30 protein-coding genes and 1 pseudogene are annotated in these 25,688 nt (G+C 59.3%); 18 read left to right on the top strand and 13 right to left on the bottom strand.

The annotated features are described in order from the left end of the window. Nucleotides 1-31: 31 nt before the first annotated feature. Together xerD and JNB91_RS04530 are read right to left on the bottom strand one after the other, a co-directional pair. Entirely contained in the window at nt 32-976 is a 945-nt protein-coding gene (gene xerD, locus JNB91_RS04535) for a site-specific tyrosine recombinase XerD (protein WP_220324342.1), read from the bottom strand. A gap of 14 nt (nt 977-990) precedes the next feature. After that, nucleotides 991-1,146, bottom strand: a complete 156-nt coding sequence (locus tag JNB91_RS04530; protein ID WP_183994895.1) for a hypothetical protein — start codon at nt 1,144-1,146, stop codon at nt 991-993. Between the two features lie 146 nt (nt 1,147-1,292). Between JNB91_RS04530 and JNB91_RS04525 the strand changes: the two genes are divergently transcribed. From JNB91_RS04525 to JNB91_RS04510, 4 genes and pseudogenes are all read left to right on the top strand, one after another. After that, the gene (locus JNB91_RS04525; RefSeq protein ID WP_220324341.1) at nt 1,293-1,907 is read left to right on the top strand and encodes a shikimate kinase; all 615 of its coding nucleotides are present in this window, start codon (nt 1,293-1,295) and stop codon (nt 1,905-1,907) included. Continuing rightward, the gene (gene aroB, locus JNB91_RS04520) at nt 1,904-3,034 is read left to right on the top strand and encodes a 3-dehydroquinate synthase (protein WP_220324340.1); all 1,131 of its coding nucleotides are present in this window, start codon (nt 1,904-1,906) and stop codon (nt 3,032-3,034) included. The genes JNB91_RS04525 and aroB overlap by 4 nt, the downstream gene beginning before the upstream one ends. Before the next feature lie 11 nt (nt 3,035-3,045). Then, nucleotides 3,046-3,918: pseudogene (locus JNB91_RS04515) on the top strand (CBS domain-containing protein); the annotation flags it as partial. A 108-nt stretch (nt 3,919-4,026) separates the two neighbouring features. Further along, a complete protein-coding gene (locus JNB91_RS04510) occupies nt 4,027-5,202 on the top strand; it encodes a GGDEF domain-containing protein (protein WP_220324338.1) in 1,176 nt (391 codons plus the stop codon). 94 nt (nt 5,203-5,296) lie between these two features. Here JNB91_RS04510 and JNB91_RS04505 read toward each other — a convergent pair whose 3' ends face one another. Continuing rightward, nucleotides 5,297-5,578, bottom strand: a complete 282-nt coding sequence (locus JNB91_RS04505) for a BolA family protein (RefSeq protein ID WP_220324337.1) — start codon at nt 5,576-5,578, stop codon at nt 5,297-5,299. Between the two features lie 105 nt (nt 5,579-5,683). On the opposite strand from JNB91_RS04505, the gene JNB91_RS04500 reads away from it, so the two are divergent. The 4 genes from JNB91_RS04500 (at nt 5,684) to JNB91_RS04485 (ending at nt 10,290) form a co-directional block, all read left to right on the top strand. Further along, on the top strand, nt 5,684-6,316 hold the full coding sequence (locus JNB91_RS04500) for a J domain-containing protein (RefSeq protein ID WP_220324336.1): 633 nt from the start codon (nt 5,684-5,686) through the stop codon (nt 6,314-6,316). Nucleotides 6,317-6,377: 61 nt separating this feature from the next. After that, complete coding sequence (gene cobS / locus JNB91_RS04495; protein WP_119943456.1) at nt 6,378-7,370, top strand: cobaltochelatase subunit CobS; 993 nt, start codon at nt 6,378-6,380, stop codon at nt 7,368-7,370. 19 nt (nt 7,371-7,389) lie between these two features. Beyond that, a complete protein-coding gene (gene cobT, locus JNB91_RS04490; RefSeq protein WP_220324335.1) occupies nt 7,390-9,297 on the top strand; it encodes a cobaltochelatase subunit CobT in 1,908 nt (635 codons plus the stop codon). Between the two features lie 48 nt (nt 9,298-9,345). Then, nucleotides 9,346-10,290, top strand: coding sequence for an esterase-like activity of phytase family protein (locus tag JNB91_RS04485; RefSeq protein ID WP_220324578.1), 945 nt, complete (start codon nt 9,346-9,348; stop codon nt 10,288-10,290). Nucleotides 10,291-10,319: 29 nt separating this feature from the next. Here the strand turns inward: JNB91_RS04485 and JNB91_RS04480 are convergent, their stop codons facing one another. Beyond that, the gene (locus JNB91_RS04480; RefSeq protein WP_220324334.1) at nt 10,320-10,961 is read right to left on the bottom strand and encodes a queuosine precursor transporter; all 642 of its coding nucleotides are present in this window, start codon (nt 10,959-10,961) and stop codon (nt 10,320-10,322) included. Between the two features lie 109 nt (nt 10,962-11,070). Beyond that, a complete protein-coding gene (gene rpmB, locus JNB91_RS04475; RefSeq protein WP_148148213.1) occupies nt 11,071-11,361 on the bottom strand; it encodes a 50S ribosomal protein L28 in 291 nt (96 codons plus the stop codon). Nucleotides 11,362-11,603: 242 nt separating this feature from the next. Between rpmB and JNB91_RS04470 the strand changes: the two genes are divergently transcribed. The 3 genes from JNB91_RS04470 (at nt 11,604) to JNB91_RS31095 (ending at nt 13,746) form a co-directional block, all read left to right on the top strand. Beyond that, on the top strand, nt 11,604-12,374 hold the full coding sequence (locus tag JNB91_RS04470) for a DUF3108 domain-containing protein (RefSeq protein ID WP_220324333.1): 771 nt from the start codon (nt 11,604-11,606) through the stop codon (nt 12,372-12,374). Between the two features lie 56 nt (nt 12,375-12,430). After that, nucleotides 12,431-13,315, top strand: a complete 885-nt coding sequence (gene yddG / locus JNB91_RS04465) for an aromatic amino acid exporter YddG (protein WP_220324332.1) — start codon at nt 12,431-12,433, stop codon at nt 13,313-13,315. A gap of 305 nt (nt 13,316-13,620) precedes the next feature. After that, nucleotides 13,621-13,746, top strand: coding sequence for a hypothetical protein (locus JNB91_RS31095; RefSeq protein WP_262927990.1), 126 nt, complete (start codon nt 13,621-13,623; stop codon nt 13,744-13,746). Nucleotides 13,747-13,754: 8 nt separating this feature from the next. On the opposite strand, the gene JNB91_RS04460 is transcribed toward JNB91_RS31095, so the two are convergent. Together JNB91_RS04460 and gloB are read right to left on the bottom strand one after the other, a co-directional pair. Beyond that, nucleotides 13,755-14,192 carry a cupin domain-containing protein gene (locus JNB91_RS04460; protein ID WP_220324331.1) on the bottom strand — a complete coding sequence of 146 codons (438 nt, stop codon included), beginning with the start codon at nt 14,190-14,192 and terminating at the stop codon, nt 13,755-13,757. A 4-nt stretch (nt 14,193-14,196) separates the two neighbouring features. Beyond that, nucleotides 14,197-14,967 (bottom strand): hydroxyacylglutathione hydrolase, encoded by a 771-nt coding sequence (gene gloB, locus JNB91_RS04455; RefSeq protein WP_220324577.1) that lies wholly within the window; start codon nt 14,965-14,967, stop codon nt 14,197-14,199. Nucleotides 14,968-15,056: 89 nt separating this feature from the next. Between gloB and JNB91_RS04450 the strand changes: the two genes are divergently transcribed. Further along, the gene (locus JNB91_RS04450) at nt 15,057-15,806 is read left to right on the top strand and encodes a class I SAM-dependent methyltransferase (RefSeq protein ID WP_220324330.1); all 750 of its coding nucleotides are present in this window, start codon (nt 15,057-15,059) and stop codon (nt 15,804-15,806) included. Here the strand turns inward: JNB91_RS04450 and JNB91_RS04445 are convergent. After that, on the bottom strand, nt 15,797-16,225 hold the full coding sequence (locus JNB91_RS04445) for a YybH family protein (RefSeq protein ID WP_220324329.1): 429 nt from the start codon (nt 16,223-16,225) through the stop codon (nt 15,797-15,799). The genes JNB91_RS04450 and JNB91_RS04445 overlap by 10 nt on opposite strands. A gap of 141 nt (nt 16,226-16,366) precedes the next feature. On the opposite strand from JNB91_RS04445, the gene hisC reads away from it, so the two are divergent. Then, on the top strand, nt 16,367-17,473 hold the full coding sequence (gene hisC, locus JNB91_RS04440; RefSeq protein WP_220324328.1) for a histidinol-phosphate transaminase: 1,107 nt from the start codon (nt 16,367-16,369) through the stop codon (nt 17,471-17,473). Continuing rightward, nucleotides 17,473-18,402: a prephenate/arogenate dehydrogenase family protein gene (locus tag JNB91_RS04435; protein WP_223218054.1), complete on the top strand. Its 930-nt coding sequence runs from the start codon at nt 17,473-17,475 to the stop codon at nt 18,400-18,402. The genes hisC and JNB91_RS04435 overlap by 1 nt, the downstream gene beginning before the upstream one ends. Before the next feature lie 51 nt (nt 18,403-18,453). On the opposite strand, the gene JNB91_RS04430 is transcribed toward JNB91_RS04435, so the two are convergent. Beyond that, nucleotides 18,454-19,458 (bottom strand): DUF2125 domain-containing protein, encoded by a 1,005-nt coding sequence (locus tag JNB91_RS04430; protein WP_220324326.1) that lies wholly within the window; start codon nt 19,456-19,458, stop codon nt 18,454-18,456. Nucleotides 19,459-19,612: 154 nt separating this feature from the next. On the opposite strand from JNB91_RS04430, the gene JNB91_RS04425 reads away from it, so the two are divergent. Then, entirely contained in the window at nt 19,613-20,152 is a 540-nt protein-coding gene (locus JNB91_RS04425; protein ID WP_220324325.1) for a gamma-glutamylcyclotransferase, read from the top strand. Here the strand turns inward: JNB91_RS04425 and JNB91_RS04420 are convergent. From JNB91_RS04420 to ftsE, 4 genes are all read right to left on the bottom strand, one after another. Continuing rightward, entirely contained in the window at nt 20,137-20,928 is a 792-nt protein-coding gene (locus JNB91_RS04420; RefSeq protein WP_220324324.1) for a lysophospholipid acyltransferase family protein, read from the bottom strand. The genes JNB91_RS04425 and JNB91_RS04420 overlap by 16 nt on opposite strands. Before the next feature lie 73 nt (nt 20,929-21,001). Beyond that, nucleotides 21,002-21,721, bottom strand: a complete 720-nt coding sequence (locus tag JNB91_RS04415) for a YdcF family protein (RefSeq protein WP_220324323.1) — start codon at nt 21,719-21,721, stop codon at nt 21,002-21,004. An 82-nt stretch (nt 21,722-21,803) separates the two neighbouring features. Further along, nucleotides 21,804-22,754 (bottom strand): cell division protein FtsX, encoded by a 951-nt coding sequence (locus JNB91_RS04410; RefSeq protein WP_223218067.1) that lies wholly within the window; start codon nt 22,752-22,754, stop codon nt 21,804-21,806. 85 nt (nt 22,755-22,839) lie between these two features. Beyond that, nucleotides 22,840-23,499 (bottom strand): cell division ATP-binding protein FtsE, encoded by a 660-nt coding sequence (gene ftsE / locus JNB91_RS04405; RefSeq protein ID WP_220324321.1) that lies wholly within the window; start codon nt 23,497-23,499, stop codon nt 22,840-22,842. A 224-nt stretch (nt 23,500-23,723) separates the two neighbouring features. Here ftsE and JNB91_RS04400 point away from each other — a divergent pair, with 224 nt between their 5' ends. From JNB91_RS04400 to JNB91_RS04390, 3 genes are all read left to right on the top strand, one after another. Further along, nucleotides 23,724-24,407, top strand: a complete 684-nt coding sequence (locus tag JNB91_RS04400; protein ID WP_220324320.1) for a hypothetical protein — start codon at nt 23,724-23,726, stop codon at nt 24,405-24,407. 62 nt (nt 24,408-24,469) lie between these two features. Further along, nucleotides 24,470-25,012, top strand: coding sequence for a hypoxanthine phosphoribosyltransferase (gene hpt / locus JNB91_RS04395; RefSeq protein WP_112458546.1), 543 nt, complete (start codon nt 24,470-24,472; stop codon nt 25,010-25,012). A 150-nt stretch (nt 25,013-25,162) separates the two neighbouring features. Continuing rightward, a complete protein-coding gene (locus JNB91_RS04390) occupies nt 25,163-25,540 on the top strand; it encodes a response regulator (protein ID WP_220324319.1) in 378 nt (125 codons plus the stop codon). Nucleotides 25,541-25,688: the final 148 nt, after the last annotated feature.

Genomic DNA, 25,688 nt, shown 5'->3' with positions numbered 1-25,688 from the left:
ACGTAGAGCTCCCATTTTTCATTTGGGGCTTCTAATCCCGGTTTTTGGCTTCTTTTGCAAGGGGGTGATGTGTTTCCACCAGTTGACGAAGCCTTTCTTCCAGCACGTGCGTATATATTTGAGTGGTCGAAATGTCTGAATGTCCAAGCAGTTCCTGTACCACGCGCAGGTCTGCGCCATGCGCTAAAAGATGGCTGGCAAAGGCGTGGCGCATGACATGCGGCGATATGGATGCGGCCTTTATGCCGGCTCTCGCCGCCAGTCCCTTAAGGTCGCGGGCAAATACCTGGCGTGGCAGATACCCGGCGCTGCCATAAGAGGGAAACAGCCAGGAACTTGGCTCCTCATCGGATTCCTTGGCCTTCTTCGCTTCGCCATAGGCCTTCAGGGCGGAAATCGAAGACCGCGACAGGGGAACCAGCCGTTCCTTGTTGCCCTTGCCGCGGATCATCAGAAAACGCCCGTCCTGTTCGAGCACCTTTAGCGGCAGGGAGACGAGTTCGCTGACGCGCATGCCAGTGGCGTAAAGCAGTTCCAGCAGCGCCAGCATGCGCAGGCGGTTGAGGCGATCCTTTCCCGGCTCAGCCGCTTCCAATGCTGCCCGTTCGAGAAGCCGACTGACATCCGCTTCGCTCATATTCTTCGGCAGGGCGCGCTGCTTCTTCGGTGCGTCGAGTACTGCGGTTGGGTCGTCACCGCGCAGCCCTTCCGCATAAAGAAACTTGTAGAACTGGCGCATGGCGGAAAGCCGCCGGGCCTGGGAGGAGGGCGCGAAGGCGCGTTTGCCGAGATCGGCAAGATAGGCGGAAAGGTTTTTGCTTTCGGCCAGAAGCGGGGTGGTCTTCTTGGAAATCAGGAAATCGTAAAGATCGTCCAGGTCGCGCCGGTAGCTTTGAAGCGTGTTTTCGGCAGCACCTCGTTCGGCGCTCAGCATTTCCAGAAACGCTTCTATATGGGCGGCGGACAGATCTCGCATGAGAATGGCCTCGCCTATTGCTGAGCCGGCGGGTTGAGCCGTTCGGAGGGGACCCTGACGGTGATTTCGCGGTCTTTCGGTTCGACGAGCACCACGAGCGCGACCATGCTGCCATAGATCACGCCGGCAATGGCAGCCAGGATGAACAGGAAGCGGAAGAGAGTGGGCATGAAAAGGCTCCGTATCGTTACGGCGCACTATAGCCTTAATGGTTTACAGATCGACAAGATGTGCATCTTCCGCGTGATGATGCCGCGTGCGTGGCTTGACGCTGAATGAACATTTGTTGATACCGTTTTGGCGAACGGACGGCATCATGAGTGAAGAAATAACAGTCGAGCGACAGACATTACGGGACCAGGCTCGCGAAGCGCTCGGCGACCGCAACCTGATTTTTGTCGGCCTGATGGGGGCGGGCAAGTCGGTTATCGGCCGGCTCGTTGCCCAGACGCTAGGCATCCCCTTTGTCGATACGGACGCCGAAATCGAAACCGTATCCAGAATGACGATCGCGGAACTGTTTTCACAATATGGTGAGACGGAGTTCCGGGCGCTGGAAACGCGGGTGGTCGAACGATTGCTGAAGCAGGGGCCGCGGGTCGTGTCCACCGGCGGCGGCGCCTTCATCAATGAAGCGACGCGCGCCCAGATCAAGCAGGGTGGTTTGTCGATCTGGCTGAATGCCGATCTCGATACATTGTGGGACCGGGTCAGCCGGCGCGACCACCGTCCGCTGCTGAAGACGGAAAATCCAAGACAGACGTTGGAGAACTTGATGATCCAGCGTTACCCGATTTATGCCGAGGCGGATCTGACGGTGATGTCGGTGAATATCCGCAAGGATCTGATGGCCAACGCGGTTCTTGAGGCAATTTTGGGTCAGGCCGGTGTGGCCCAAGCCGATCCGGCCCAACAAGGTGATACAGAATGACAGTGCAGTCCCGATCCCCCGAACGTCTTGTGCATGTGCCGCTCGGAGACCGGGCCTACGATATCCTCATCGGCCCCGGCCTGTTGGCCCGCGCCGGCGGCGAGATCACCTCGCGGCTCAAGGGGCGCAAGGCTGCGATCATCACCGACGAACATGTTGCCCCGCTTTATCTCGAAGCCCTGATGGATGCGCTGCAGACCGACGGTATCGAAGCGGTGTCGCTGACGCTGCCGGCCGGCGAGAAGACCAAGAGCTTCGATCATCTGGCAACCGTCTGCGACATGGTGGTTGCGGCCCGTATCGAGCGTAATGACGCGGTTATCGCGCTGGGCGGCGGCGTGATCGGTGATCTGGCAGGCTTTGCCGCCGGTATCGTGCGCCGCGGCGTGCGTTTTGTTCAGATCCCGACTTCGCTGCTTTCTCAGGTCGACAGTTCCGTCGGCGGCAAGACCGGCGTCAACTCGCGCCATGGCAAGAACCTGCTCGGCGTGTTCCACCAGCCCGACCTGGTGCTGGCCGACACATCCATTCTCGATACGCTTTCGCCGCGCGAATTCCGTGCCGGTTATGCGGAAGTGGCGAAATACGGGCTGATCGACAACCCGGCCTTTTTCGAATGGCTGGAGAAGAACTGGAAACAAGTTTTCGAGGGCGGCCCGGAGCGGATCGAGGCGATCGCCGTCAGCTGCCAGTCCAAGGCGGATGTCGTCGTCGAGGACGAACGCGAGATGGGGCGCCGTGCGCTGCTCAATCTCGGCCACACGTTCGGACATGCGCTCGAAGCTGCCACGCAGTATGACAGCGCAAGGCTGGTGCATGGAGAAGGTGTGGCGATCGGCATGGTTCTGGCGCATGAATTCTCTGCCCGCCTCAATCTCGCAAGCCCGGATGACGCCAAGCGTGTCGAGGCGCATCTGAAGGCGGTCGGTCTTCCGACACGGATGAGTGAAATTCCGGGCGAACTGCCGGGCGCCGAGGTGCTTCTCGATGCGATCATGCAGGACAAGAAGGTCAAGGGCGGCAAGCTGACTTTCATTCTCACCCGCGGCATCGGCCAGTCGTTTGTCGCCGACGATGTTCCCTCTTCGGAAGTCTTGAGCTTCCTGAAAGAAAAGCTCGCAAAATGACAGCGTCAGGCGGCCTCCTTTCGCGCAGCATCAACGCGGTCATCCGCGGGCTGATGCGCGCGACCGGGACGTCGCTCAACGGCCGAACACTGACACTGTGCGGCCATGATGAGTTGCATGCCGCACTTGATGCCATGCACCGCGAGGGCAATTTCGGCGCCGAGGATCGTGACCGGCTGAGTGAGCTGTTCGATCTCACCGAGCTGGAAGTCTCCGACGTGATGCGCCACCGCATGGCCATGGTCGCTGTCAATGCCGATGACCCGGCGGATGTGATCGTGCGCACGGTGCTCGAAAGCCCCTATACGCGCATGCCGGTGTGGCGCAATTCGACGGAAAACATCATCGGCGTGGTGCATGCCAAGGACCTGCTGCGCGCGCTCTTGGAGCCGGATACGACGCCTGCCGATGTCGATATCCTGAAAATCATGCAAAAACCGTGGTTCGTACCCGACAGTACGAGCCTCAAGGACCAGCTTGCAGCCTTCCTGAAGCGAAAAGTGCATTTTGCCGTCGTCGTCGACGAATATGGCGAAGTGCAGGGCATCGTCACGCTGGAAGACATCATGGAAGAGATTGTCGGCGACATTGCCGATGAACACGATGTCGAGATCCAGGGTGTGCGCAAGGAAGCCAATGGCTCGATCGTGGTCGATGGCTCGGTGCCGATCCGCGACCTCAACCGCGCGCTCGGATGGGACCTGCCGGATGGCGATGCAACGACGATTGCCGGCCTCGTCATCAATTCCTCCATGCTCATTCCCGAAGAGCGGCAGGCATTTACCTTCTACGGCAAGCGCTTCATCGTGATGAAGCGGGAGAAGAACCGGATCACCCGGCTGAGGATCAGGCCGGCGGAAGATACGGCGCCAGGTGCGGAGTGATTCCGGTTGGAACCTTTTCCGTAATTCTGAGAAATGATCACAAAAGCTTAGTTCAATCTTCAGTTTTGTAACCTAACGCCGGCACTACCGTATGTTTAAGGTATTGCCATGAGTATCGTGACATTGGAGCAGGTCGAGGCCCAGATAGCGCAGCGTTTCGCGCTTCTGCGTTTCAAGCCGGAAATCGAATTGCTGTTCAGGCAGGATTATGTCGCGGAGCGCAATCGTCTTATCGGCATCTGGGCCGTGATCGGTCTTCTGATCTACGATTTGGTCTATTTCGGCGACCGGGCGATGATCCCCGATGTCCTGGCCGAAGTGACGGTCCTCAGACTTCTCGTGTTTACGCCTGCCGTCATCGCATGCGCTTTCGCGGTGCGTCGCTGGCCGAGTTCACGTCTTTATGATGCGTTGAGCGTGTTGGTCGCCGTGCTGGGCGTCAGCCTGCCTATGGCGGCGGCCGTCGGCAGCCAGAGTTCGTATCTTCTGATCTACCAAAACTACAATTCCGCCGCATTCCTGTTTTTCGTCATCGCTCTCCGACCCCTGTTTCCTGCAATGCTGGGCGGATTAGCGCTGATGTGCCTCTCGCATCTTTCGGCGGCATATCTCACAGGCGCGTTCGACGACATTACCTTTGGCGGCATCGTCACGTTTTACCTGATGCTGTCGATATTCCTTGCGGCTTCCGCCTATTTCCTTGAGCGCACCGACCGGCGAAATTTTCTCAACCAACTACGCGCCAGCCTTCTTTATCGGCGGCTGGAGGTCAATGCGGAACGGGATGAGCTGACCGGGCTTCTGAACCGCCGCTCGCTGGCGCGTATCGGGCGCGAAATCTGGAATGTGGAGCTGGAGCCGCCGGTCGTTTCCGCCATCCTGCTCGATATCGATCATTTCAAGCGCTTCAACGATCTCTACGGGCACATCGATGGAGATGCCTGTATCCGCACGGTTTCGCAGCATATCTGTGCGACAGTGAGCAAGGCGAATTCCGTCTTCCGCTTCGGCGGAGAAGAGATGCTGGTCCTGCTGCCCGGACAGTCCTCCCCGCAGGCTTTGGCAATGGCTGAAAAGATCCGTCGGGCGGTGGAGGAACTGGCCATACCGCACGGCAAGTCGGATCATGGTGTCGTGACCGCAAGTCTCGGGGTCGCTTCGGCCGCGCCTGCGCAGGTGACGATCGAAAAGCTTCTTCAGCGGGCCGATGAAGCGCTTTACGAGGCCAAGCATCGGGGGCGCAACACGGTCGTTATCGCCGAAGAGCCGCAGATTGCGGCTTAAGTCAGGTATGGCGATTTCTTTAAGAGGCATTTGGTGGGGCTGATCGCGATCAGGGCTCTTGGCCACCGGCCCGCCAATCCCTATCTAAACCCCATCACCAGCGTGTCGGTTCTCCCGGTGCTGCGGCTTCCACCGCGAGCGCGTGAAGACCGGCGTCCAGTTCAGGTTTCAAAAGAGCGTTTACCGTCCGGTGCCGGTCGATCCGGCTCATGCCCGAAAAGGCGGCTGCGACGATACGCACCCGCATATGGCTCTCACCATCTCCTGTCATGCCCGGCTGGTGGCCGGCATGCTGATGGCTTTCGTTGATCACATCGAGCCTTTCGGGCGAAAGATTTTCGCGGAGCGTGGCTTCGATACGGGATTTTACGGACATGTTTGGGCTCCGGTGGTCGGCGCAAGAGGGTGATCCAGAAACCAGTAACAAACCGCTTTGTCAATTCTTGTTCGGCTTTGCCGCCAAGCCCATAATGAGTGCCTCATGAAGCTCGACTCCAAATATTTCGACCGTATCCGGACGCGCCGGAAAAGGCAGCAAGATGCCCCGCCGCAGGCCCCGACCTGCCAGTGGGACGGCTGTGACAAGCCGGGCGTGCACAAGGCGCCGGTCGGTCGTAATGCCGAAAACCAGTTCTTCATCTTCTGCTTCGAGCATGTGAAGGAATACAACAAGGGCTACAATTATTTCTCCGGCCTGTCGGATGGCGAGATCGCGCGCTACCAGAAGGAAGCGATTACCGGCCACCGCCCGACATGGAAGGTCGGCGTCAATAAGGACGCCAAGGACGGGCCGATCCATTCCTCGTCACGTTCCGGTTCCGCCTATACGCAGCAGCGTTTCAAGGATCCGTTCGGCTTCGTTGCGCAGGCGCGCACCGGAGGGGGTGGCGGGCGATACGAAACGCAGGGGCGCAAGCTGAAGACATTGGAAGCTAAGGCTTTCAATACGATGGAACTTGGCGCGAACGCTACCTCGACCGAGATCAGGACCCGCTACAAGGAATTGGTGAAAAAGCACCATCCTGATGCCAATGGTGGTGATCGCGGGTCGGAGGAACGTTTTCGTGCCGTGGTGCAAGCATATCAGTTGTTGAAGCAGGCGGGTTTCTGCTAAGCCTCAAAAATCAAGGCAGCGTGATTGATGGCCGGGCGGTCGCCCGTGCCCTGGAGTTATGATGAGCAAGATTGACCTGGATATTACCAACCTCCCCGACACGACGGTTTCGGTTCGGGAAGTTTTCGGCATCGATACCGATCTGATGGTGCCCGCCTACAGCAATGGCGACCCCTATGTGCCGGACCTCGACCCGGACTACCTCTTCGATCGCGATACGACGCTCGCCATTCTTGCAGGCTTTGCCCATAACCGACGCGTGATGGTCTCCGGCTTTCACGGCACCGGTAAATCCACCCATATCGAGCAGGTCGCCGCCCGCCTCAACTGGCCCTGCGTGCGCGTCAACCTCGACAGCCATGTCAGCCGTATCGATCTCGTCGGCAAGGACGCGATCGTCCTCAAAGACGGCAAGCAGATCACCGAATTCAAGGACGGTATTCTGCCTTGGGCCTACCAGCACAATGTCGCGCTTGTCTTCGACGAATATGATGCCGGTCGTCCGGACGTTATGTTCGTCATCCAGCGCGTGCTGGAATCGTCGGGTCGCCTGACCCTGCTCGACCAGAGCCGCGTCATCCGTCCTCACCCCGCTTTCCGTATTTTTGCGACGGCCAACACCGTGGGCTTGGGTGATACGACCGGCCTTTATCACGGCACGCAGCAGATCAACCAGGCGCAGATGGACCGCTGGTCTATCGTGACGACGTTGAACTATCTGCCGCACGAAAAGGAAGTCGATATCGTTGCCGCCAAGGTAAAGTCGTTCGGCGCTACCAAGGAAGGCCGCGAGACGGTTTCCAAGATGGTTCGCGTTGCCGATCTTACCCGTTCGGCCTTCATCAACGGCGACCTGTCGACCGTGATGAGCCCGCGTACCGTCATTACCTGGGCTGAAAACGCCGAAATCTTCGGTGACGTGGCCTTCGCCTTCCGCATTACCTTCCTCAACAAGTGCGATGAACTGGAGCGGACCCTCGTGGCCGAACAGTACCAGCGCGCCTTCGGCGTCGAGCTGAAGGAAAGCGCCGCCAACATCGTTCTGGGAGCATAAGGCAGAGGAAGCGAAGCCTATGGCAGGTCGCGGAGACAATTCCAAAGGCAAGCCCGCCGGTCCGGTCGATACCGAACCGATGCGGCGGGCGATAACCGGCTGCGTGCGGTCGATCGCCGGCAATCACGAGGTGGAGGTTTCCTTCGCCAATGAGCGTCCGGGACTGGCCGGCGAGCGCATTCGTTTGCCGGAAATTTCCAAACGACCGACAGCGCATGAGCTTGCGGTGACGCGCGGCCTTGGCGATTCCATGGCCCTGCGCATCGCCTGCCATGACACAAACGTCCACGCGACGCTTTCGCCGCAAGGATCGGATGCACGTGCGATTTTCGATGCCGTCGAGCAGGCGCGCGTCGAATCGATTGGCGCGTTGCGCATGGCGGGTGTCGCCGCCAACCTCAATTCGATGCAGGAAGAGAAATACGCCAAGGCGAATTTCTCCGGCATCGAGCGTCAGGAAGAAGCGCCGATCGGCGAGGCGGTCGCCATGCTGGTGCGCGAAAAGCTGACCGGCCAGAAGCCGCCGGAAAGCGCTGGCAAGGTGCTCGATCTCTGGCGCCCGTTCATCGAGCAGAATGCTTCTGCCGATCTCGATAACTTGAAAAACGTGATCGAGGACCAGCAGGCTTTTGCCAAGCTCGTCCGCCACATGCTTTCGTCCATGCAGATGGCCGAGGATCTCGACGGCGACGAAAACGAGCCGGAAGAGATCGAGAACCAGTCGGAAGAGGATCAGCCGAGCAGCGGCGAGACCGAAAACGAAGAGGTTGAGGAAGAAGCTGGATCCGATGCAGCGCCCGCCGAGCAGAGCGAAGCGGCTGACGAGGAGATGGACGAAGGCGAGATGGACGGCGCGGAAATGTCGGACGACGAAATGTCCGACGAGGCCGACGACCATTCCGAGACGCCCGGCGAAACCCGCCGTCCCAACAGCCCGTTCGACGATTTCAACGAGAAGGTGGATTACCACATCTTCACGCAGGAATTCGACGAGGAGATTACGGCGGAAGAGCTTTGCGACGAGGCTGAGCTTGATCGCCTGCGCGCTTTCCTCGACAAGCAGCTTGCTCACCTGCAGGGTGCCGTCGGCCGGTTGGCGAACCGCCTGCAGCGCCGCCTGATGGCGCAGCAGAACCGTTCCTGGGATTTCGACCTGGAAGAGGGTTATCTCGATCCGGCCCGTCTGGTGCGTCTGATCATCGACCCGATGCAGCCGCTTTCTTTCAAGAAGGAGCGCGACACGCAGTTCCGCGATACGGTTGTCACTCTTGTGATCGACAATTCCGGTTCGATGCGTGGCCGTCCGATCACGGTTGCGGCGTCCTGCGCCGACATTCTGGCGCGTACGCTGGAGCGCTGCGGCGTCAAGGTCGAGATTCTCGGCTTCACCACCAAGGCGTGGAAGGGCGGCCAGAGCCGTGAGAACTGGCTTGCCAGCGGCAAGCCGGCATCACCCGGCCGTCTCAACGACCTGCGCCACATCATCTACAAGTCGGCCGATGCGCCGTGGCGTCGTTCGCGCCGCAATCTCGGCCTGATGATGCGCGAAGGCCTGCTGAAGGAAAACATCGACGGCGAAGCGCTAATGTGGGCGCATAACCGGCTGATCAACCGGCCGGAACAGCGCAAGATCCTGATGATGATCTCCGACGGTGCGCCGGTCGATGATTCCACGTTGTCGGTCAATCCGGGCAATTATCTGGAGCGGCACCTGCGCGCCGTTATCGAGCAGGTCGAGACCAAGTCGCCGGTGGAACTGCTGGCAATCGGTATCGGCCATGACGTGACGCGCTACTACCGTAATGCCGTGACGATCGTCGATGCCGATGAGCTTGCCGGTGCGATGACCGAGCAGCTTGCCGAACTGTTTGCCGACAAGGCGGCGGGTGGTGCCGCGCGCGGCGGCCGCATGCGCCGGGCCGGCTGACCTTTGTCGAAGCTCTCACAGTTTCTTCTGGCCGGTGTCGTCCTTGCGATGATGCCGGCCATATCATTTGCGCAGGATGCTGCGCGGGTGACGGCCAAGCCGATCTCGCAATTCAAGCCGAACTCCAATCAGACGACGTTCGGACCGCTGGAGTTTCTTGGCGGTATCGAGTTCAGCTCCGATGATGGCCGCTTCCAGTCGCTTTCCAGCATTCGTTTTCGGCCGGACGGCAGGCGTTTCATTTCCGTTCTCGATACGGGCGAATGGCTGACCGGGCAGATAATGCGGGACGCGTCGGGAAGGCTCGCCGGGCTTTCCGAAGTCGCTGTGAGCCCCATCCTGATGCGCAACGGGCAAGCAGGTTCCAAATCCGCCTCGGATGCTGAAGGGCTTGCACTGCGGGATGGCGAGGCATTCGTCAGCTTCGAACAGCAGCATCGGGTTGATGCCTATCCCGATCCCGGTTTCGAAACCTCGAAGCCTTCGCGCAGTGTCGATTTCCTCATTCCGCGGCACGAGCTTCGGCGCAATGCCGGGATCGAAACGCTGGTTGCGTCTCCGGCCTCCAGCCCGCTTGCCGGCGGGCTTGTGGCTATTGCTGAGAGCAGCCGGGATACGGCGGGCAATCTGCTTGCGGCGATCATCGACGGGCCGCTGAAGGGGCAGTTCACTGTCGTGCGCCACGACCCCTATGATGCGACCGACGGTGCCTTCCTGCCAAACGGCGATCTTCTGCTTCTGGAGCGCCGCTTCAGCTTCATTGGCGGGATGGGCATGAAGATAAGGCGGATCAAGGGCGCGGATATCCGCCCGGGTGCGGTGGTCGATGGCGAAGTGCTGATCGATGTCGGGGCGGATCATGCGATCGACAATATGGAAGGCATCGATGTGGTGGCGGGGCCGGATGGCAGCACGCATCTCGTCATCGTCTCGGATGACAACGGACTTTTTCTCCAGCGCAACCTGATGCTGGAATTCAGGCTCAATCAATAAAAAAGGGAGCAGAGGCTCCCTTTGATGTTTCAGGCCGTCTTCGCCGCCGCTGGCGGCATCGGCTTCAGCACATTCATCAGTGCGCCATAGGGCAGGAGCAGGACGACGCCGACCACGACCTTTACCACGAGGTCACCGAGCGCCCAGGAGATCCAGCGCGGAGCTTCCGTGGACATGACGCCGAGGATCGGGGCGGATGCCGTGGCGAAGTCGAAGTTCGGGCCAAGGAAGCCGAAGACGGGTGCGAAGGCCAGCGAGAAGAACAGAACCGTGTCGATCACAGTGCCGATCATCGATGCGGCAAGCGGAGCCTTCCACCATGCCTTGCGGCGCAGTTCGTTGAAGACCGAGATATCGAGAAGCTGGCCGATCAGGAAGGCGGTGCCGGAGGCGATCGCAATGCGCGGTTCCGACAGCCAGAAGGACAGCGCCACGCCGACGACAAAGCCGACGAAGACGATGCGACGGGCAATGGCCGGGCCGAACTGGCGGTTTGCAAGGTCGGTCACGAGGAAGGCGACCGGATAGGTGAATGCGCCCCAGGTGAGGATATCGCCGAGAGCGATGCCCCACAAAGTTCCGGTCAGGTGGAACTGGACGAGGATGTTGGAGGCGACGACGATGGCTGCCATCGCCAGCGAATAGATAAGGGTATAGCGTGCTACTTGCATTTTTTTATCCTGGGGTATGCCACCAGTTGCGGATAGGCCAAGAGAAAAGGCTTGCCCGGTATTATCCGGTCAAGCCTTCTCCAAAGCCGGTGAAGTGTTGAAGGCGCTATTAAGCGGCTTCTGCAGTCTTCTTGGCGATCTGGCGACGCAGCAGACGAGCGCGCATCGACAGTTCAGTCTCGTCGGACTTCAAGAGGAAGGCATCGAGGCCGCCGCGGTGTTCAACCGAACGCAGAGCGTGCGCGGAAACGCGCAGGCGGAAGCGCTGGCCGAGAGCGTCAGAGATCAGAGTGACCTGGCACAGGTTCGGCAGGAACCGACGACGGGTCTTGTTGTTGGCATGGCTGACGTTGTTGCCGGTCATTACGCCCTTGCCGGTCAGTTCGCATACACGAGACATGGCATTCACCTTTGTTTTCTTCTGCAATCGGAGGCTCATCCGGACAATGTCCGGCACGCCGATCCAACTGGTCCTGATTGGAAAGTTGCGGTTCTATAGTCAGTGAGGCTCGGCGCGTCAAGCCAAAACCTCGGCTTTCATACGTCTTTGCACCGCGACTAACTGCAGCCATGGCTATTTTCTTGCCATGATGCGCCTCTTATATCGGATTCCTGGAATTCTCAAACGGTCGCAGGCAAACCATGTTTTCATTCATCCGCCCGCTTGCGGGAGCCGCTTTCCTCCTTGCCGCAGGCACCTCGCCGGTGTGGTCTGCCGATAAACATGTCACCGATTACGATATCACTCTTGGCATCCTGCCGATCGGTACGGCGAGCTTTTCAAGCGAGTTCGACGGGAACGGCTACAAGATCAACGGCATCTTCAAGTCAGGCGGTATCGTCAACGTGATCAAGAAAGTGTCGGCCGAGACGAACGTAGCGGGACGCATCGAGGGCGATCGCCTGCAGGCCGACCGTTACAATCTGGTCTACAAGCTCGGCAAGCGGACACGGATCTATGATGTCGTCTATACCAACGGCAATGTGACGGACACGACGATTACGCCGCCACCGCGCCGCAAGGCGGAAAACTGGGTTCCGGTCACGCCGCAGGATCTGCGCTCGGTGCTGGATCCCTTGAGCGGGCTGATCTTCCCGGAGGGTGCGACTGTCTGCCCGAGCCGGGTTCCGGTCTATGACGGGGAATCGCGGATGGACCTTTTGCTCAAGCGCGAAGGGACCAAGCCCTACGAGACGAAGGGCTTCAAGGGAGAGGTTATCGTCTGTACCGTTCGTTACGAGCCGAAATCCGGTTATCGCAAGGGGCGCGATGATATCGAATATCTGAAGAAGACGCCGATGGAAGTTTGGTTTGCCAAGGCCGACGGTTCCAGTGTCTATGCCCCGATTTATGCGCGTATCCCGACGAGAATGGGTCCGCTCTATATTACGGCTGCCCGATACGGCGGTTGACGCGCGAGGTTCTGCGCGGGAAGAGTAGGCCCAAAAATACATAAGAGGGGTCTCTCTTGAAAATCAAAGGTACTTTGATCGGCTTTACGGCGATCCTGATGTGGTCGCTGCTGGCGTTGATGACGGCCGCTTCCGGAAGCGTGCCGCCATTCCAGATGAATGCGATGACATTCGCGATCGGCAGCCTGCCGGGGCTGGCGCTTCTCGCCATCAAGCCGGAGCGTATCAAGCTGCTCAGGCAGCCGGCCAAGGTATGGATCATCGGCATTGCCGGCCTGTTCGGCTATCATTTCCTGTATTTCACAGCGCTGCGTAACGCACCGGCCGTCGAGGCCGGACTGATCGCCTATCTCTGGCCGTTGCTGATTGTTGTCGGTTCGGCGCTTTTGCCGGGCGAGAGGTTGCGCTGGTATCATGTCGTGGGTGCCTTGGCGGGCCTCTGCGGCACGGTGGCGATCGTTTCGCGCAATGGCGTGTCCTTCGATCAGTCCTATCTGCTGGGATATGGCGCGGCCCTGCTCTGCGCCTTTACATGGTCCGGATATTCGCTTTTGATGCGCAGTTTCGACCGGGTCTCGACCGACGTGGTGACCGGCTTCTGCCTCGCGACCTCGCTTCTTTCGCTCGTCTGCCATCTGGCGCTTGAGACGACGGTCTGGCCGGCAAGCGGTGGTGAATGGGCTGCCGTCATAGGCCTCGGCCTTCTGCCGGTGGGAGCTGCCTTCTACGCCTGGGATTACGGCGTCAAGAACGGCGATATCCAGGTGATCGGTGCTGCAAGCTATGCGGCGCCGCTTTTGTCGACGCTTATCTTGCTTTTCAGCGGCTTTGCCGAACCGAGCTGGCGGATCCTGATCGCCTGTGTGCTGATCACCGGTGGAGCGGTGCTGGCAGCGAAGGAGATGATCGGGCGGAAATCGAAAGTGGTTGCTGCGGAATGACAATTTCAATGTAATCTATGGTTGTATTTTAGGGTGTCGAATTGCTAGTCTCGAACATGTTTTCCCGCGGGCTTTTCAATCATGTCGATTGTTCACAACGAGCGTGCAAAATATATCGCCAACGCATTTGACCGGGCATCGACATCCTGTCTGACGGTCGGCGTTTTCGCGCCGATCGCGGCAGCGCTTTACACATCAGCTGCGACCCGAGTGAAAGTGTTACCTTTCATGATCGCCGTTATCTGTTGGCTTTTCGCGGCAGGGATATTACATTTGTTGGGAAGACGCACTCTCAGGAGGCTACAATGAACGACCTGCAGATATTTGCATTCGTCATACTGCCTTTATCGATCGCTGCAGGCGGTTGCCTATATTACTATCTCGCAGTTCGCGAACTCGATCGCGAAAAAGGCAAGCCGCCGCGCGACTAATTTCGCGATCAGCCCGGCTCCCAGCCGGGCTCTGCCATTTCAAAACTGGAAAACTCGAAGCCCGGTGCGACGGTGCAGCCTACCAGGGTGAAAGCGCCCAGCGGTTCGGCTGATTGCCAGGCATTTGCCGGCACCACGCCTTGCGGGCGCTCACCTGCGGCAAGGTTTGTGCCCAAGCGGATGTCCTCGACAGTCATCCCGTCCGAAATCTTCAGCAGCAGCGGATCGCCGGCATAGAAGTGCCAGACCTCGGCTGCGTCGCGGACGCGGTGCCAGTGGGAGCGCTCGCCCGCCTGTAGCAGGTAATAGATCGCCGTCGAGGCACCTCGGTTGGTGCCGTCGCCGTCGCGAAAGGTCTCGGCATACCATCCGCCTTCCGGGTGGCGCTGCATACCGAGTACCGCGATGATTTCTTCCGCGGTCTGTTCTGAGGTGCTGGACGTCATCGCTTTAAAAATTGTCCTTGCGCTTGCGGATCTCGGCAAAGACTTCCTCATTCGTCTTGCCTTCCATCAGCAGGTTGCGGCGGATCTTCGGGTCCTTGGCGCGCAGGAAGGGATTGGTCTCCTTTTCCAGCCCCATCATCGTCGGGATTGTGAATTTTCCCTCGGCGCGGAGTTGCTCGATCTGGGCCACGCGGCGCTGAAGTGCCTCATTGTCGGGGTCGATCGTCAACGCGAACTTAGCGTTGGAGAGCGTATATTCGTGGCCAAAATATATGGCGGTTTCATCCGGAAGAACCGCGAGCTTTTGCAATGAATGCCACATGTCGGCGGCCGGCCGTTCGAACAAGCGTCCGCAACCGAGCGCAAAAAGCGTATCGGCGGCAAACAGGATCTTATCGTCGGGAAAATGGAAACAGATGTGGCCCGCTGTGTGGCCGGGTGTTTCGATCACGCGGACCAGATGTTCGCCGAACTGGAATTCGTCTTCATCGATTACGCCCTTGTCGAGACCGGGAATTGCGACAGCTTCATTTGCAGGTCCGATGATCTGCAGGCCGTAACGTTCCTTCAGCGCAAGATTGGCTTCCACATGGTCGGTGTGATGGTGGGTGGTGAAGATATGGGTGAGTTTCCAGCCGCGCCGGGTGGCTGCCTCGACAATGGGCTTCTCTTCCGGCGCATCGATCGAAACCGTTAATCCGCTTTCCGGCTCATGTACCAGAACGCCATAATTATCGCTTCTGCAGGAAAAAACTTCGATTTCCAAAGGCTTCATCGGGATAGACCTATTGCTCAATGCTTCTTCCGCCACAATGTAGAGAGAGGCACGCTTTAGTCCAACCACTGAACACGAGCATTTGCGTTTTGTCCGTCGATATTGTTGACCTTCGTGAGTTCTATCATTCCGCACTCGGCCGTCTGGCGGAGCAGTCGATTGCAATGGCGCTATCCTCGCTCTGGGCGCGGCTGCCGGAGGAGCGGTTGGTCGGGCTCGGATATGCAGTGCCTTATCTCGACCGGTTCCGCGCCGATACGGAGCGTACCTTCGCCTTCATGCCGGCGGGGCAGGGGGCGGTAAACTGGCCTGTTGGCGAAAACTCCTCCACTGCGCTTGTCTTCGATGAGGAACTGCCGCTGCCCGATAGTTCCGTCGATCGCGTGTTGATGGTTCATTCGCTGGAATTTACCGAAAACCCACGCGAAAGCCTGAAGGAGATCTGGCGTGTGCTCGCCCCTGGAGGACGGCTGGTCATCGTCGTTCCCAACCGGCGCGGCGTCTGGGCGCGCATGGAGCATACGCCTTTTGGATCAGGCCGTCCCTATTCGCGCAGCCAGCTTACGACGCTGTTGCGGGAGGCGAATTTTACGCCGGGTGCCGCGGCTGAAGCATTGTTCTTTCCGCCATCGAAGGTGCGTGCGGTTTTGAAAGCCAGACATATCTTCGAGCGGCTGGGCCGGCGGTTCTGGCCGGTCTTTTCCGGCGTCATCGTCATCGAGGCGCAGAAGCGGCTCTACCAGGGTTTGCCGGTTGCCGCCCGGGCGTCACGCCGCGTCTTCGTTCCGGTGTTGGCGCCGCAGGGCGTTCGCACCACACGCGAAAACAATCAGGGCTGAAGGTCGAAGATCGCCAGAGGTTGGCCTTCCATCGCGAAGGGCACGGATTCATGGGTGTGGACGATCAGCCAGCGCCCATCCTCACGGGCAAAGGCGATGGTCAGGCGAAACCAGAAACCGAGTTTCTGTCCGCCTTTCTTGATGCCGCCTAGCCATGCAAATGCGGAACACCAGGCGATATCGCCTCCAAGCCTCAGATCCGTGTCGCGGATATCGAATTCAAGCGGCCCATCCCAGGTATCCAGCCAGGCTTGTAGCGCTGCCTTGTTGTTGCCTGTCTCCTGCAGCGGAGGGGCCAATGAAAATTGCCGGATCGTTGTTGACTGACAGCGGATAATTTCGCTGGCATCCTTTGTCCGCAAAGCCGCCATCCAGTCCCGCAGCAGGACCTTGATGTCATCATGGTCTCCGGTGCTCATGATTGCCTCCATAAGATGTTGGTCACCTGAAAGACGGTTTGGGGCCGATCGTTCCGACAGTTCTACTCGACAAGCATCGTTTTCGGCTTTAATCCCTCTCACATCCCTGCCAGAGCAGGCATTTCCAAGAAGGTTGATCCGATGAGCATCGTTGTGAGTGAGCCCGTTCCGCGTCCAGGTATTCTGGATATCGCCGCCTATGTGCCCGGCAAGGAACATGCTCCCGGCGTTGCGCGCGTGTTCAAGCTTTCCTCCAACGAAACGCCGCTCGGTGCCAGCCCCAAGGCGCTTGAGGCATTCCGCCAGTCTGCCGGTCATCTGGAGCTTTATCCGGACGGTCAGGCACTGGCGTTGCGCGAAGCGATCGCCTCCGTGCACGGGCTGAACGTAGCCAACATCATGTGCGGCAACGGTTCGGACGAGCTTCTCGGCCTTCTCTGCCACGTCTATCTCGGTGCCGGTGACGAGGCGATTATCACCCAGCACGGTTTCCTCGTCTACAAGATCCAGATCATGGGTGCGGGTGCTGCGGCGATCGAAGTGCCGGAGAAGGAATACACGGTCGATGTCGACGCGATCCTTGCGGCCGTCACCGAAAAAACCAAGCTCGTCTTCATCGCCAATCCGGGCAATCCGACAGGCACCTATGTTCCTGTCGCCGATATCCGCCGTCTGCATGCCGGCCTGCCGAAGAATGTCATTCTCGTTCTCGATGCGGCCTATGCGGAATATGTGCGCAAGAACGACTACGAAGCGGGCGTCGAACTGGTTTCGCAGAACAAGAACGTCGTCATGTGCCGCACCTTCTCCAAGGCCTACGGCCTTGCCGCGTTGCGTGTCGGCTGGATGTATGGCCCGACCGGCATTCTCGATGCGCTGAACCGCGTGCGCGGTCCGTTCAACATGAATGCGCCGGCAATCGCTGCCGGTGCCGCCGCCATGCGCGACCAGGATTTCATCGTCCAGGCTGTCGAGCACAATCTGCTCTGGAAGGACAAGCTGACCCATGCCTTCGAGACGATCGGCCTGACGGTCACGCCTTCGGTGACGAATTTCGTGCTGATCCATTTCCCTGACGTCGATGGCAAGCGTGCGCCGGATGCCGACGAATTCCTCACCAGCCGCGGTTACATCCTGCGCATGGTGAAGGGTTACGGCCTGCCGAATGCGCTGCGCATGACGGTCGGCTCGGAAGAAGCAAATCGCGGCGTCATCGAGGCGCTCGGCGAGTTTATGGGACGCAAATGATGAGTGACGTGCATTTCGAGCGGATCGCGCTGATCGGTATCGGCCTGATCGGCTCGTCAATCGCCCGCGACGTCAAGCAGCTCGGGCTAGCCAAACATGTGGTCGTTTCGACGCGCAGCGAGGAAACGCTGAAGCGCGCCGAAGAACTGGAACTCGGTACGGAATATACGGTCTCGGCCGCCGATGCGGTAGAGGATGCGGATCTCGTTATCGTCTCCGTGCCGGTCGGTGCTTCGGAAGCGGTTGCACAGCAGATTGCCGGCTCGCTGAAGCCGGGTGCGATCGTCACCGATGTCGGCTCGACCAAGGCCTCCGTCATCGCGCAGATGGCGCCGCATATGCCGGACAACGTGCATTTCATTCCGGGCCATCCGCTGGCGGGCACGGAAAAGTCTGGCCCGGATGCCGGTTTCGCCGGTCTGTTCCGCGATCGCTGGTGCATCTTCACGCCGCTGCCGGATACCGATGCTGACGCACTGGACAGGCTGAAAGCCTTCTGGATGGCGCTCGGTTCGCGGGTGGACGACATGGATCCGCAGCACCACGACAAGGTGCTGGCGATCGTTTCGCATCTGCCGCATATCATCGCTTACAATATCGTCGGCACGGCTGACGATCTGGAGACGGTGACGGAATCGGAAGTGATCAAATATTCCGCTTCCGGTTTCCGCGATTTTACCCGTCTGGCGGCATCCGATCCGACCATGTGGCGCGACATCTGCCTGCACAACAAGGATGCGATCCTCGAAATGCTGGCGCGGTTTTCCGAAGACCTCGCCTATCTGCAGCGGGCGATCCGCTGGGGCGAGGGCGACAAGCTGTTCGAACTCTTCACCCGCACGCGTGCCGTCCGTCGCTCGATTATCCAGGCCGGCCAGGACGTGGATGCGCCGGACTTCGGCCGTCACGCGCTGGATGCCAAGAAGTAGATCCTCGTCATGAGACTATCCGAGACCGGTCGCGGCTTCGGGTGATGCTGGTCAGATCGGCGGGATTTCGCCGATCGGGATCAGCCCGCCGGCAAACACCTTGCCGCGGCGGATGGTGATATCGAGAGAAGCCTTCTCTCCGCCGCCGAGTGCCTGCAGCATGTTCGCCGCAGTGCCGATCGTCGACTCCAAACCCGGAAATGCGCGGCTGAGGCTATCCTGCCAGGCCGGGATATCCTCAATCCTCAGCTTCAGCTGGCCGGACATGCGGCCCCTGTCATCGAAAGAGAACGGGCCGGCCAGCGTCAGAACCTGACCTTGCCCGAGATCGGCCTTGAATTCACGCAGCTCGCCTTCCGAACCGTGAAGCGCAAGCCCGTTCATGTCGCTCCCGTCCAGAACGCCGGCGCGATCCTTCAGCGTCACGTCGATGCTGGTGTTGGTGGCGGGAAGAAGTTGTGGCAGGCCTTTGGCGGTTGTCGTGGCGTTTTGTAGTTCAATTGCGGCGTCGAGATCCGCACCGTTCTGTCGCAGATGGATTTCCGACTGGTCTGCCGCGACATCGAAAGCCTGCCCGTTAGCCGACGACATGATGGTTGTCTTCGGCTTTTCGATGACCATGGAGGCGCGTTCGACGCCCTTCAGCTTGGTGACGAGGCTGGATTGCAGGCTTTCCCAGGTGCTTGCAACGGAAAGGCCATGGCCGGTGCGCACTTCAGACGGCGCATCGAGCTCCCAGACGATATGGCCCGGATTATAGACCTGAGCCGCCGAACGCAGCGAGCCGAAGCTTGCGGATATGCCGTTGACGGTGTCGTCGACATCGACCTTCGAGCAGAACAGGCCGATGCGGAAAGGATAACCACGATATTCGGCATTTTCGCAGGTCGCAGTAATGCCGGCATCCGACTGACTGCCGAGCAGAAGCAGCGTCTTTTCACGCAGAGCCGAAGCGGCATAGAACCAGCCCGCGGTATAGAGTGCGATGACGAGCACGACGGCACTGGCAAGAAACCATAGTTTTTTGGCTGTGCCGGATCGGCTTGACGCTGCCATGTTGTTCTCCCAATGGTGCGACGCAACGAAAGCAATTCCAGCAAAAGTGGGAACCGGTTTTGCGTCCGGAATTGCGCTGAAACAAATTAAAGAGAGCGATTGCGCGTTTTGACGAAAAACGGAAACGCTCTCAAACAACGACATGGCGTGCGATATGGACGAATTTTGGGTCTTTGGCTACGGATCACTGATGTGGAATCCGGGATTTCCCTATGTGGAACGGCATGTTGCCCGCGTTCACGGGTTTCGCCGGTCGCTTTGCATCCGGTCCACGGCCCATCGCGGCACCGTTGATCAGCCGGGTCTCGTGATGGGGCTTGATCGTGGTGGTTCCTGCCGTGGCATGGCGTTCCGGGTTGATGACAAGGAGCGGGATGATGCTCTCGACTACCTGCGTAAACGCGAACTCATCACCAATGTCTATCTGGAGCGGATTGTGCCCATCGCCCTGCCGGACGGGCGGCGGATGCGGGCGGTCACCTATGTGGTCGATCGCCGGCACCCGCAATATGCCGGCAGCCTTAGCGTGGAAGAGGCGGCAAGCGTGGTGCTTCGTTCACATGGCCAGTCGGGACCGAACGATGCCTATGTGCTCAATACGGTGGCGCAGCTGAAGCAGATGGGGATTCGCGATCTGTGGCTGGAGGCGGTCGGCGCGGCCGTCAGCCCGAAAGCGGCTCAGGCCGCCGATTGACCCCGCAGCTCCGCCAGGCGCTTGGCTGCAGTCGGCGGTAGTGGCAGGTGCGGGTTGGCCTCGACAGTTTCGATCAGCAGTTCGTCGCTCGCCTTTTCCAGCGTCTCGATCAGATGTGCATAAAAGGCATCCGGGTCCATGCCGGGCTGGATCGGCGGCAGGATGCGTACCTTGAAGCGGCCGGGATATTTCACCAGCTTGCGGCGGCCCCAGAACAGGCCCCAATGGGCAACGATCGGTACGACCGGCACCTGGACGTCACGATAGATGCGGGCAATGCCATAGCGGTATTCCGGCGGCGCTCCCGGCGGTTTGCGGGTGCCTTCCGGATAGATGATCAGCTGGCGGCCATTGTCCATTTCCTCTTTCGTCCGCTTCATCACCTCGACCATGACCTTGCCGCGGGCGCCGCGATTGACGGGGATCATCTTCTGCTTGGCGACATACCAGCCGAAGAGCGGGATCCACATCAGTTCGCGTTTCAGGATATAGACCGGGTCGCGCTGGTAGGGCAGTAGAGCGAAGGTATCCCAGGCAGACTGATGTTTCGGCGCGAAGATGCAGCCACCCTCGGGGATGTTTTCCATGCCCTCGATCTCGAACGTCGCACCGACGATCTTTTCCATCAGCCAGTTGTTGGATGCCGCCCAGGCTTTCGGAACGCGAAAGGCAGCCTTGCGCGGGGCAAGGAAATAATACGGCGACATCAGGATCATGCGCAGGATGGTGTTTGTATAGAACGCGGTATTGAACAGGATCGAGCGCAGCAACAGCATGAGTGGTTCCTTTGAGGATTGCGCGTTGCCTACACGAGATCGGCTGAGGAAAAAAGAGTTCTCGGCGAGGAGATCAAGGGGAAGGGACCTTGGTCGGGGCAGTATCTTCTTCCGTTCGAAGCCCGGTCCAGCGGGCCATGCCAAGCCAGTCCCGAAGCGAGGCGAGCACGACCTTGCCGTATTCCGACAACATGGTGCGCAGCGTGTCGGGTTCGGTGAACCAGGCGCGGCGGGCAAGGTCGGCATTGACGACCGGGTAGGGGATGAATTCGGTTGCGGGATCGGCGCGGCGCAGCTCGTGAAGGCTGCGCAGCATGTGATAGTTGTTGGTCACGACCAGCACGGACTTGTAGCCGTGGTCATGGATCCAGCGGGTGATCTCGTTGGCATTGCCGATCGTGTCGATCGCGTCATAGCCTATATCGACACAGCATTTGAACAGATCGGCAGATGCCTGGGTCGCCTTGCGGATCTGGGTCGGCGTGGTGGAGGGATGAGCGCCGGAAATCAGCAGCCTTTTGCCCGCGCCGTCGCGCAAAAGGCCCACGGCCTGCTCGATGCGAAGGTAGCCGCCGGTGAGCACGACGATCGCATCCGCCTTCACGCCATCGGGCGCGCGCAGCGACGTCACCGAATCAGCGAACCATAAAAAACCGCCGCCGAGGATGGCTATTCCGATAAAGGCCAGCATGATGAGCCGCCTTGCGAACCGCCGCAAGGCGCTATGGCGCGACAATAGCCCGATATCGTGCCGGCCCGGAGGTCGGCTTTCGGGTTTCCAGCGATTGCTCATGCCGAATTTCATGACCCGTCATTAGTCGCAGATTGAGGCGGTGAATAGCCCTCGAAACGTTACCAAATAATATGATTGAATGTCACGAAGGCGGTAGTCCATCGGATCGGGATGGATCGGAACGCACGAGGTCGATCTCGTCGATTGTCCGCATCACGGTGAAACGCGCTGTCAGCGTGGTCAGCAGGGCAATAATCAGCATGGTTGCCAAAATCCCGAGATAACCGCTCCACCCGATCGTGAACGATCCAAAAAGCGCCATGGCCTGCTCACTTTCGGGTGTAGCACGCGAACTTGATTGCCACAGACTGGCTGTTGCGAAAAGCAGCGCCGCCAGAACGCTGCCGACTGCGGAACCCTTGAGGCTGATCTTGAGAAAGTGTTTCTGGAATTCCTGCGCCACGAAAGTGCGCTCGGCCCCGACGAAATGCAGAACCTCGACGATATGGCGGTTGCCCGAAAGCGCACCGCGTGTGGCGAAGATTACGGTCAGGATCATTGCGGTAAAGACGAGGATCAGCACGCCCGTACCGATCCACACGGTGGTGCGCGCCATGGAGACCAGCCGATCGACCCAGGTGCGGTGGTCGTCCAGAAACGCCTGCGGCAATTCCGTTTTCAAGAGCGCGCGCATGCCTTCGAAGTCCGGCGGATTGCTTTCGTCAATGGTAACGATGACGAGGCGTGGAACGGGCAGTTCGTCCAGTTGCAGATCGGCGCCAAGCCAGGGTTCTAGAAGCCTTGCGGTCGCGGCATCATCCATGATCGTGCCCGACTTGGTGCCGACGAAGGTCAGAGCCAGATCTCGAGCCTTCTTCAAGGCGGCGTCCATGTCCAGGCCATCGGCAGGCTTGATCTGAATGGTGATCTCGCGCGAAATCTGGCTCTGCCAGCCGGCGGCAGTGGCGCGCACCATGCTGACCGCGCCGAGCGTGAGACAGGCGAGAAATGCCATGATGGCGATCACGACCATCAGGGCGTTGCCCTGGATATTGGCGGGCGGCAGGATAGCGCCTGTCGGGCGCACGCGCATCTCCGCGCGTCGCCGCGAGGCGTTCTGGTGTCCGGTGCTCGTGGTTTCCTCTTCGGGAAGATCGGTCCTTCCCATCCGGCCTGCCTCATTCATAGATGTCGAGCCGTCCTTCGGTCAGGATCATGCGCCGCGCATCGACCTGATCCATCAATGCCAGATCATGCGTGGCGATAACGACGGCGGTGCCCAACCGGTTCAATTCCATAAACAGGCTCAGCAGGCGACGGGCCATGGGCGGATCGACATTGCCCGTGGGTTCATCTGCCAGCAATATTTCCGGGCGGTCCATCAGGGCGCGGGCAATCGCGGCGCGCTGCTTTTCCCCACCCGACAGGATTGCCGGCAGCACGTTGATTCGCTCGCCGAGACCAACCCATTTCAGAAGGTCGATCACGTCGTTGCGATAAGATACCTCATCCTTGCCCCTGACCCGCAAGGGCAGGGCGACATTCTCGTATGTTGTCAGATGATCGAGAAGACGAAAATCCTGAAAGACGATGCCGACGCGGCGACGCAGCATCGGAAACTCGTCACGCGGGATCTGCGACAGGTCGCGCCCGAACATGCGGATGATGCCGCGGGTCGGATTGAGCGACATGAACAACAGCCGAAGCAGCGTCGTCTTGCCGGCGCCCGAGGGGCCGGTCAGGAACTGGAAGGATCGTTTGGGAATGTCGAACGTCATGTCCCGGAGGATTTCCGGACCCATGCCATAACGCAGACCGACATTTTCGAAATGGATCACCGGAGACCTTGCATTGGCTGTATGAAGCTTTGAACGGCTATCTCTTAACGCCGCGGGTAAACGAAGGGTAAATCAGGCAGTCAAAAGGGCGATTTTCAGGCCAAATTTGGAAAGCGTTAACCATATCAGTTTACGACCGGGGAGAGTTTGTTTCAATGCCCCACCTCCGATGCCCGATCGAGACCGATCCGGGCAATCTTGACGAGGCGGGCGGAGAGGGCCCCATGAGCACCTTCCAGGACCGCCGCAAAGCCCACGCCGAGATGCCGATCGATATTCTTCCGCCTGAAGGCGATGAGAAAGGCAGCAAGGGAAAGGTCATCCGTTTTCCCAAGGCTTTCGTGAAATCGTCTGAGGTCGAGGATGCGCATTTCGTGCCGGTCAGGGATCGAACACGTCGGCGTGAGGCCGCCAATGCTTCTCCCCATGATCGGCGCCCCGGAAGGGCCGAGCCCGCTTCTGCCATTACCGCTTCTGGCGGCATAATCGGCGCGATCGAACGAAAACTCCTGCGTCTGTCTCCCGATGCTTTCGTGGCCGTGGTCGCAAGTGTCGTCGTGACCGTGTTCACGCTGTTCGGCGGTTTTTCGCTGCTCTCGGGCAACGCATCGGTTGATCCGGGGCCGGCGCTCGATATCACGCATGTGACGATGACCCCGCAGGATGCCAATGGCATGCGGGTGCTTCTCATCAACGGGATCGTCGAGAACCGCACGGAGGGCCGCCTTGCCATGCCGTCGATACGCGCCGATCTTCTGTCGGGCGAGACCGTGGTTGCCAGCACCTTGATCTCGACCTCTGCTTCGCAGATTGGTGGTCGCGAAAGCTACGGCTTTTCCGTTCGTGTGCCCCATCCCGGTGGAAAACTACCCGATCTGAGGCTGTCATTGGCCGAGCGCGGAGCCTGAAGCTTTCTTTAGCGGTGCCGATTGTGCTATCGCGGCTGCTTTAGAAACTGCAGGAGAGCCTCATGCCAGTCGTGCGCGGCAAGCAGATCGAACCGCTATTTACCGCCGAGCAGATTGCCGAGCGCAATCATGCCATCGCTGCCGAGATCGCCTCCGGTCCGACCAAGGACCTGCTGGTCATCGCCATCCTCAAGGGATCGTTCATTTTCGCAGCCGATCTTCTACGCTCATTGCATGAGACCGGCCTTGCTCCGGAAGTCGAGTTCATCACCCTGTCGAGCTATGGCACGGGCACGGTGTCGCAGGGCGTTCGCATCGTGAAAGATATCGACAGCGACGTGCATGGCCGCGACGTGCTTCTGATCGACGACATTCTGGAATCCGGCCGCACGCTGAAATTCGCCAAGGAACTGCTCTATGAGCGTGGCGCGCGCAACGTGACGATCGCCGTGCTTCTGGACAAGAGCGTCAAGCGCAAGGAAGAGCTGGAAGCCGATTATGTCGGTTTCGAATGCCCCGACTATTTCGTCGTCGGTTACGGCATGGATGCAGCCTATGCCTTCCGCGAACTGCCTTTCGTCGGCGTCGTCACCGGCGACGCGTGATGCGAAACGAGCGTCGGGAGATAAGAAATCGCATCCCGGCGGTGGCAAGGCGTTAACCATCCGGAGCCGCTACGGGGGCTCCGTTTACTCCTCGAAAAGGAAAGTCTGGTCATTTGCTCCCGAATTGAAACACAGGGAGCGATGATCGCTATGGCCAGAATCCTTATTACCGAAGACGAGGAATCTCTCCGTCGCTTTGTCGCGCGCGCACTGCGCCTTGACGGCCACGAGACCTTTGAAGCCGGTGATGGGGCCGAAGGGCTAGAGAAGCTCGACGAAGGCTCCTACGATCTGCTCCTCTCCGATATCCGCATGCCGGTGATGGACGGGATCGAACTCGCTCACCAGGCTTCCGTCCGCTTCCCCGATATGAAGATCCTGCTGATGACCGGTTATGCCGAGCAACGGGAACGCGCCGATGATCTGGCCTCAAAGATCGTCGATGTCGTGCCGAAGCCGTTCGCGCTGCCGGATATCCGCAAGGCTGTGGCAAGAGCGCTGGCTGGTGTGGCGTCGCAGGCTGCCTAAACGGAGAAAAATCCCCTCACTTGCAATTTCTGAAACTTAGCTGCGCTAAGATTTCGAAATTGCTTTCTCTCTCACAAGGGGAGAGATACCGGTGCCGCGATCTCGAGGCCTTACCTCTCCCCTTGTGGGAGAGGATACAAAATCTAAG

The organism is Aliirhizobium wenxiniae (assembly GCF_019511445.1).
In the GTDB taxonomy this organism is placed as follows: domain Bacteria; phylum Pseudomonadota; class Alphaproteobacteria; order Rhizobiales; family Rhizobiaceae; genus Neorhizobium; species Neorhizobium wenxiniae_A.
This window is presented reverse-complemented; position numbering and strand designations above follow the sequence as displayed.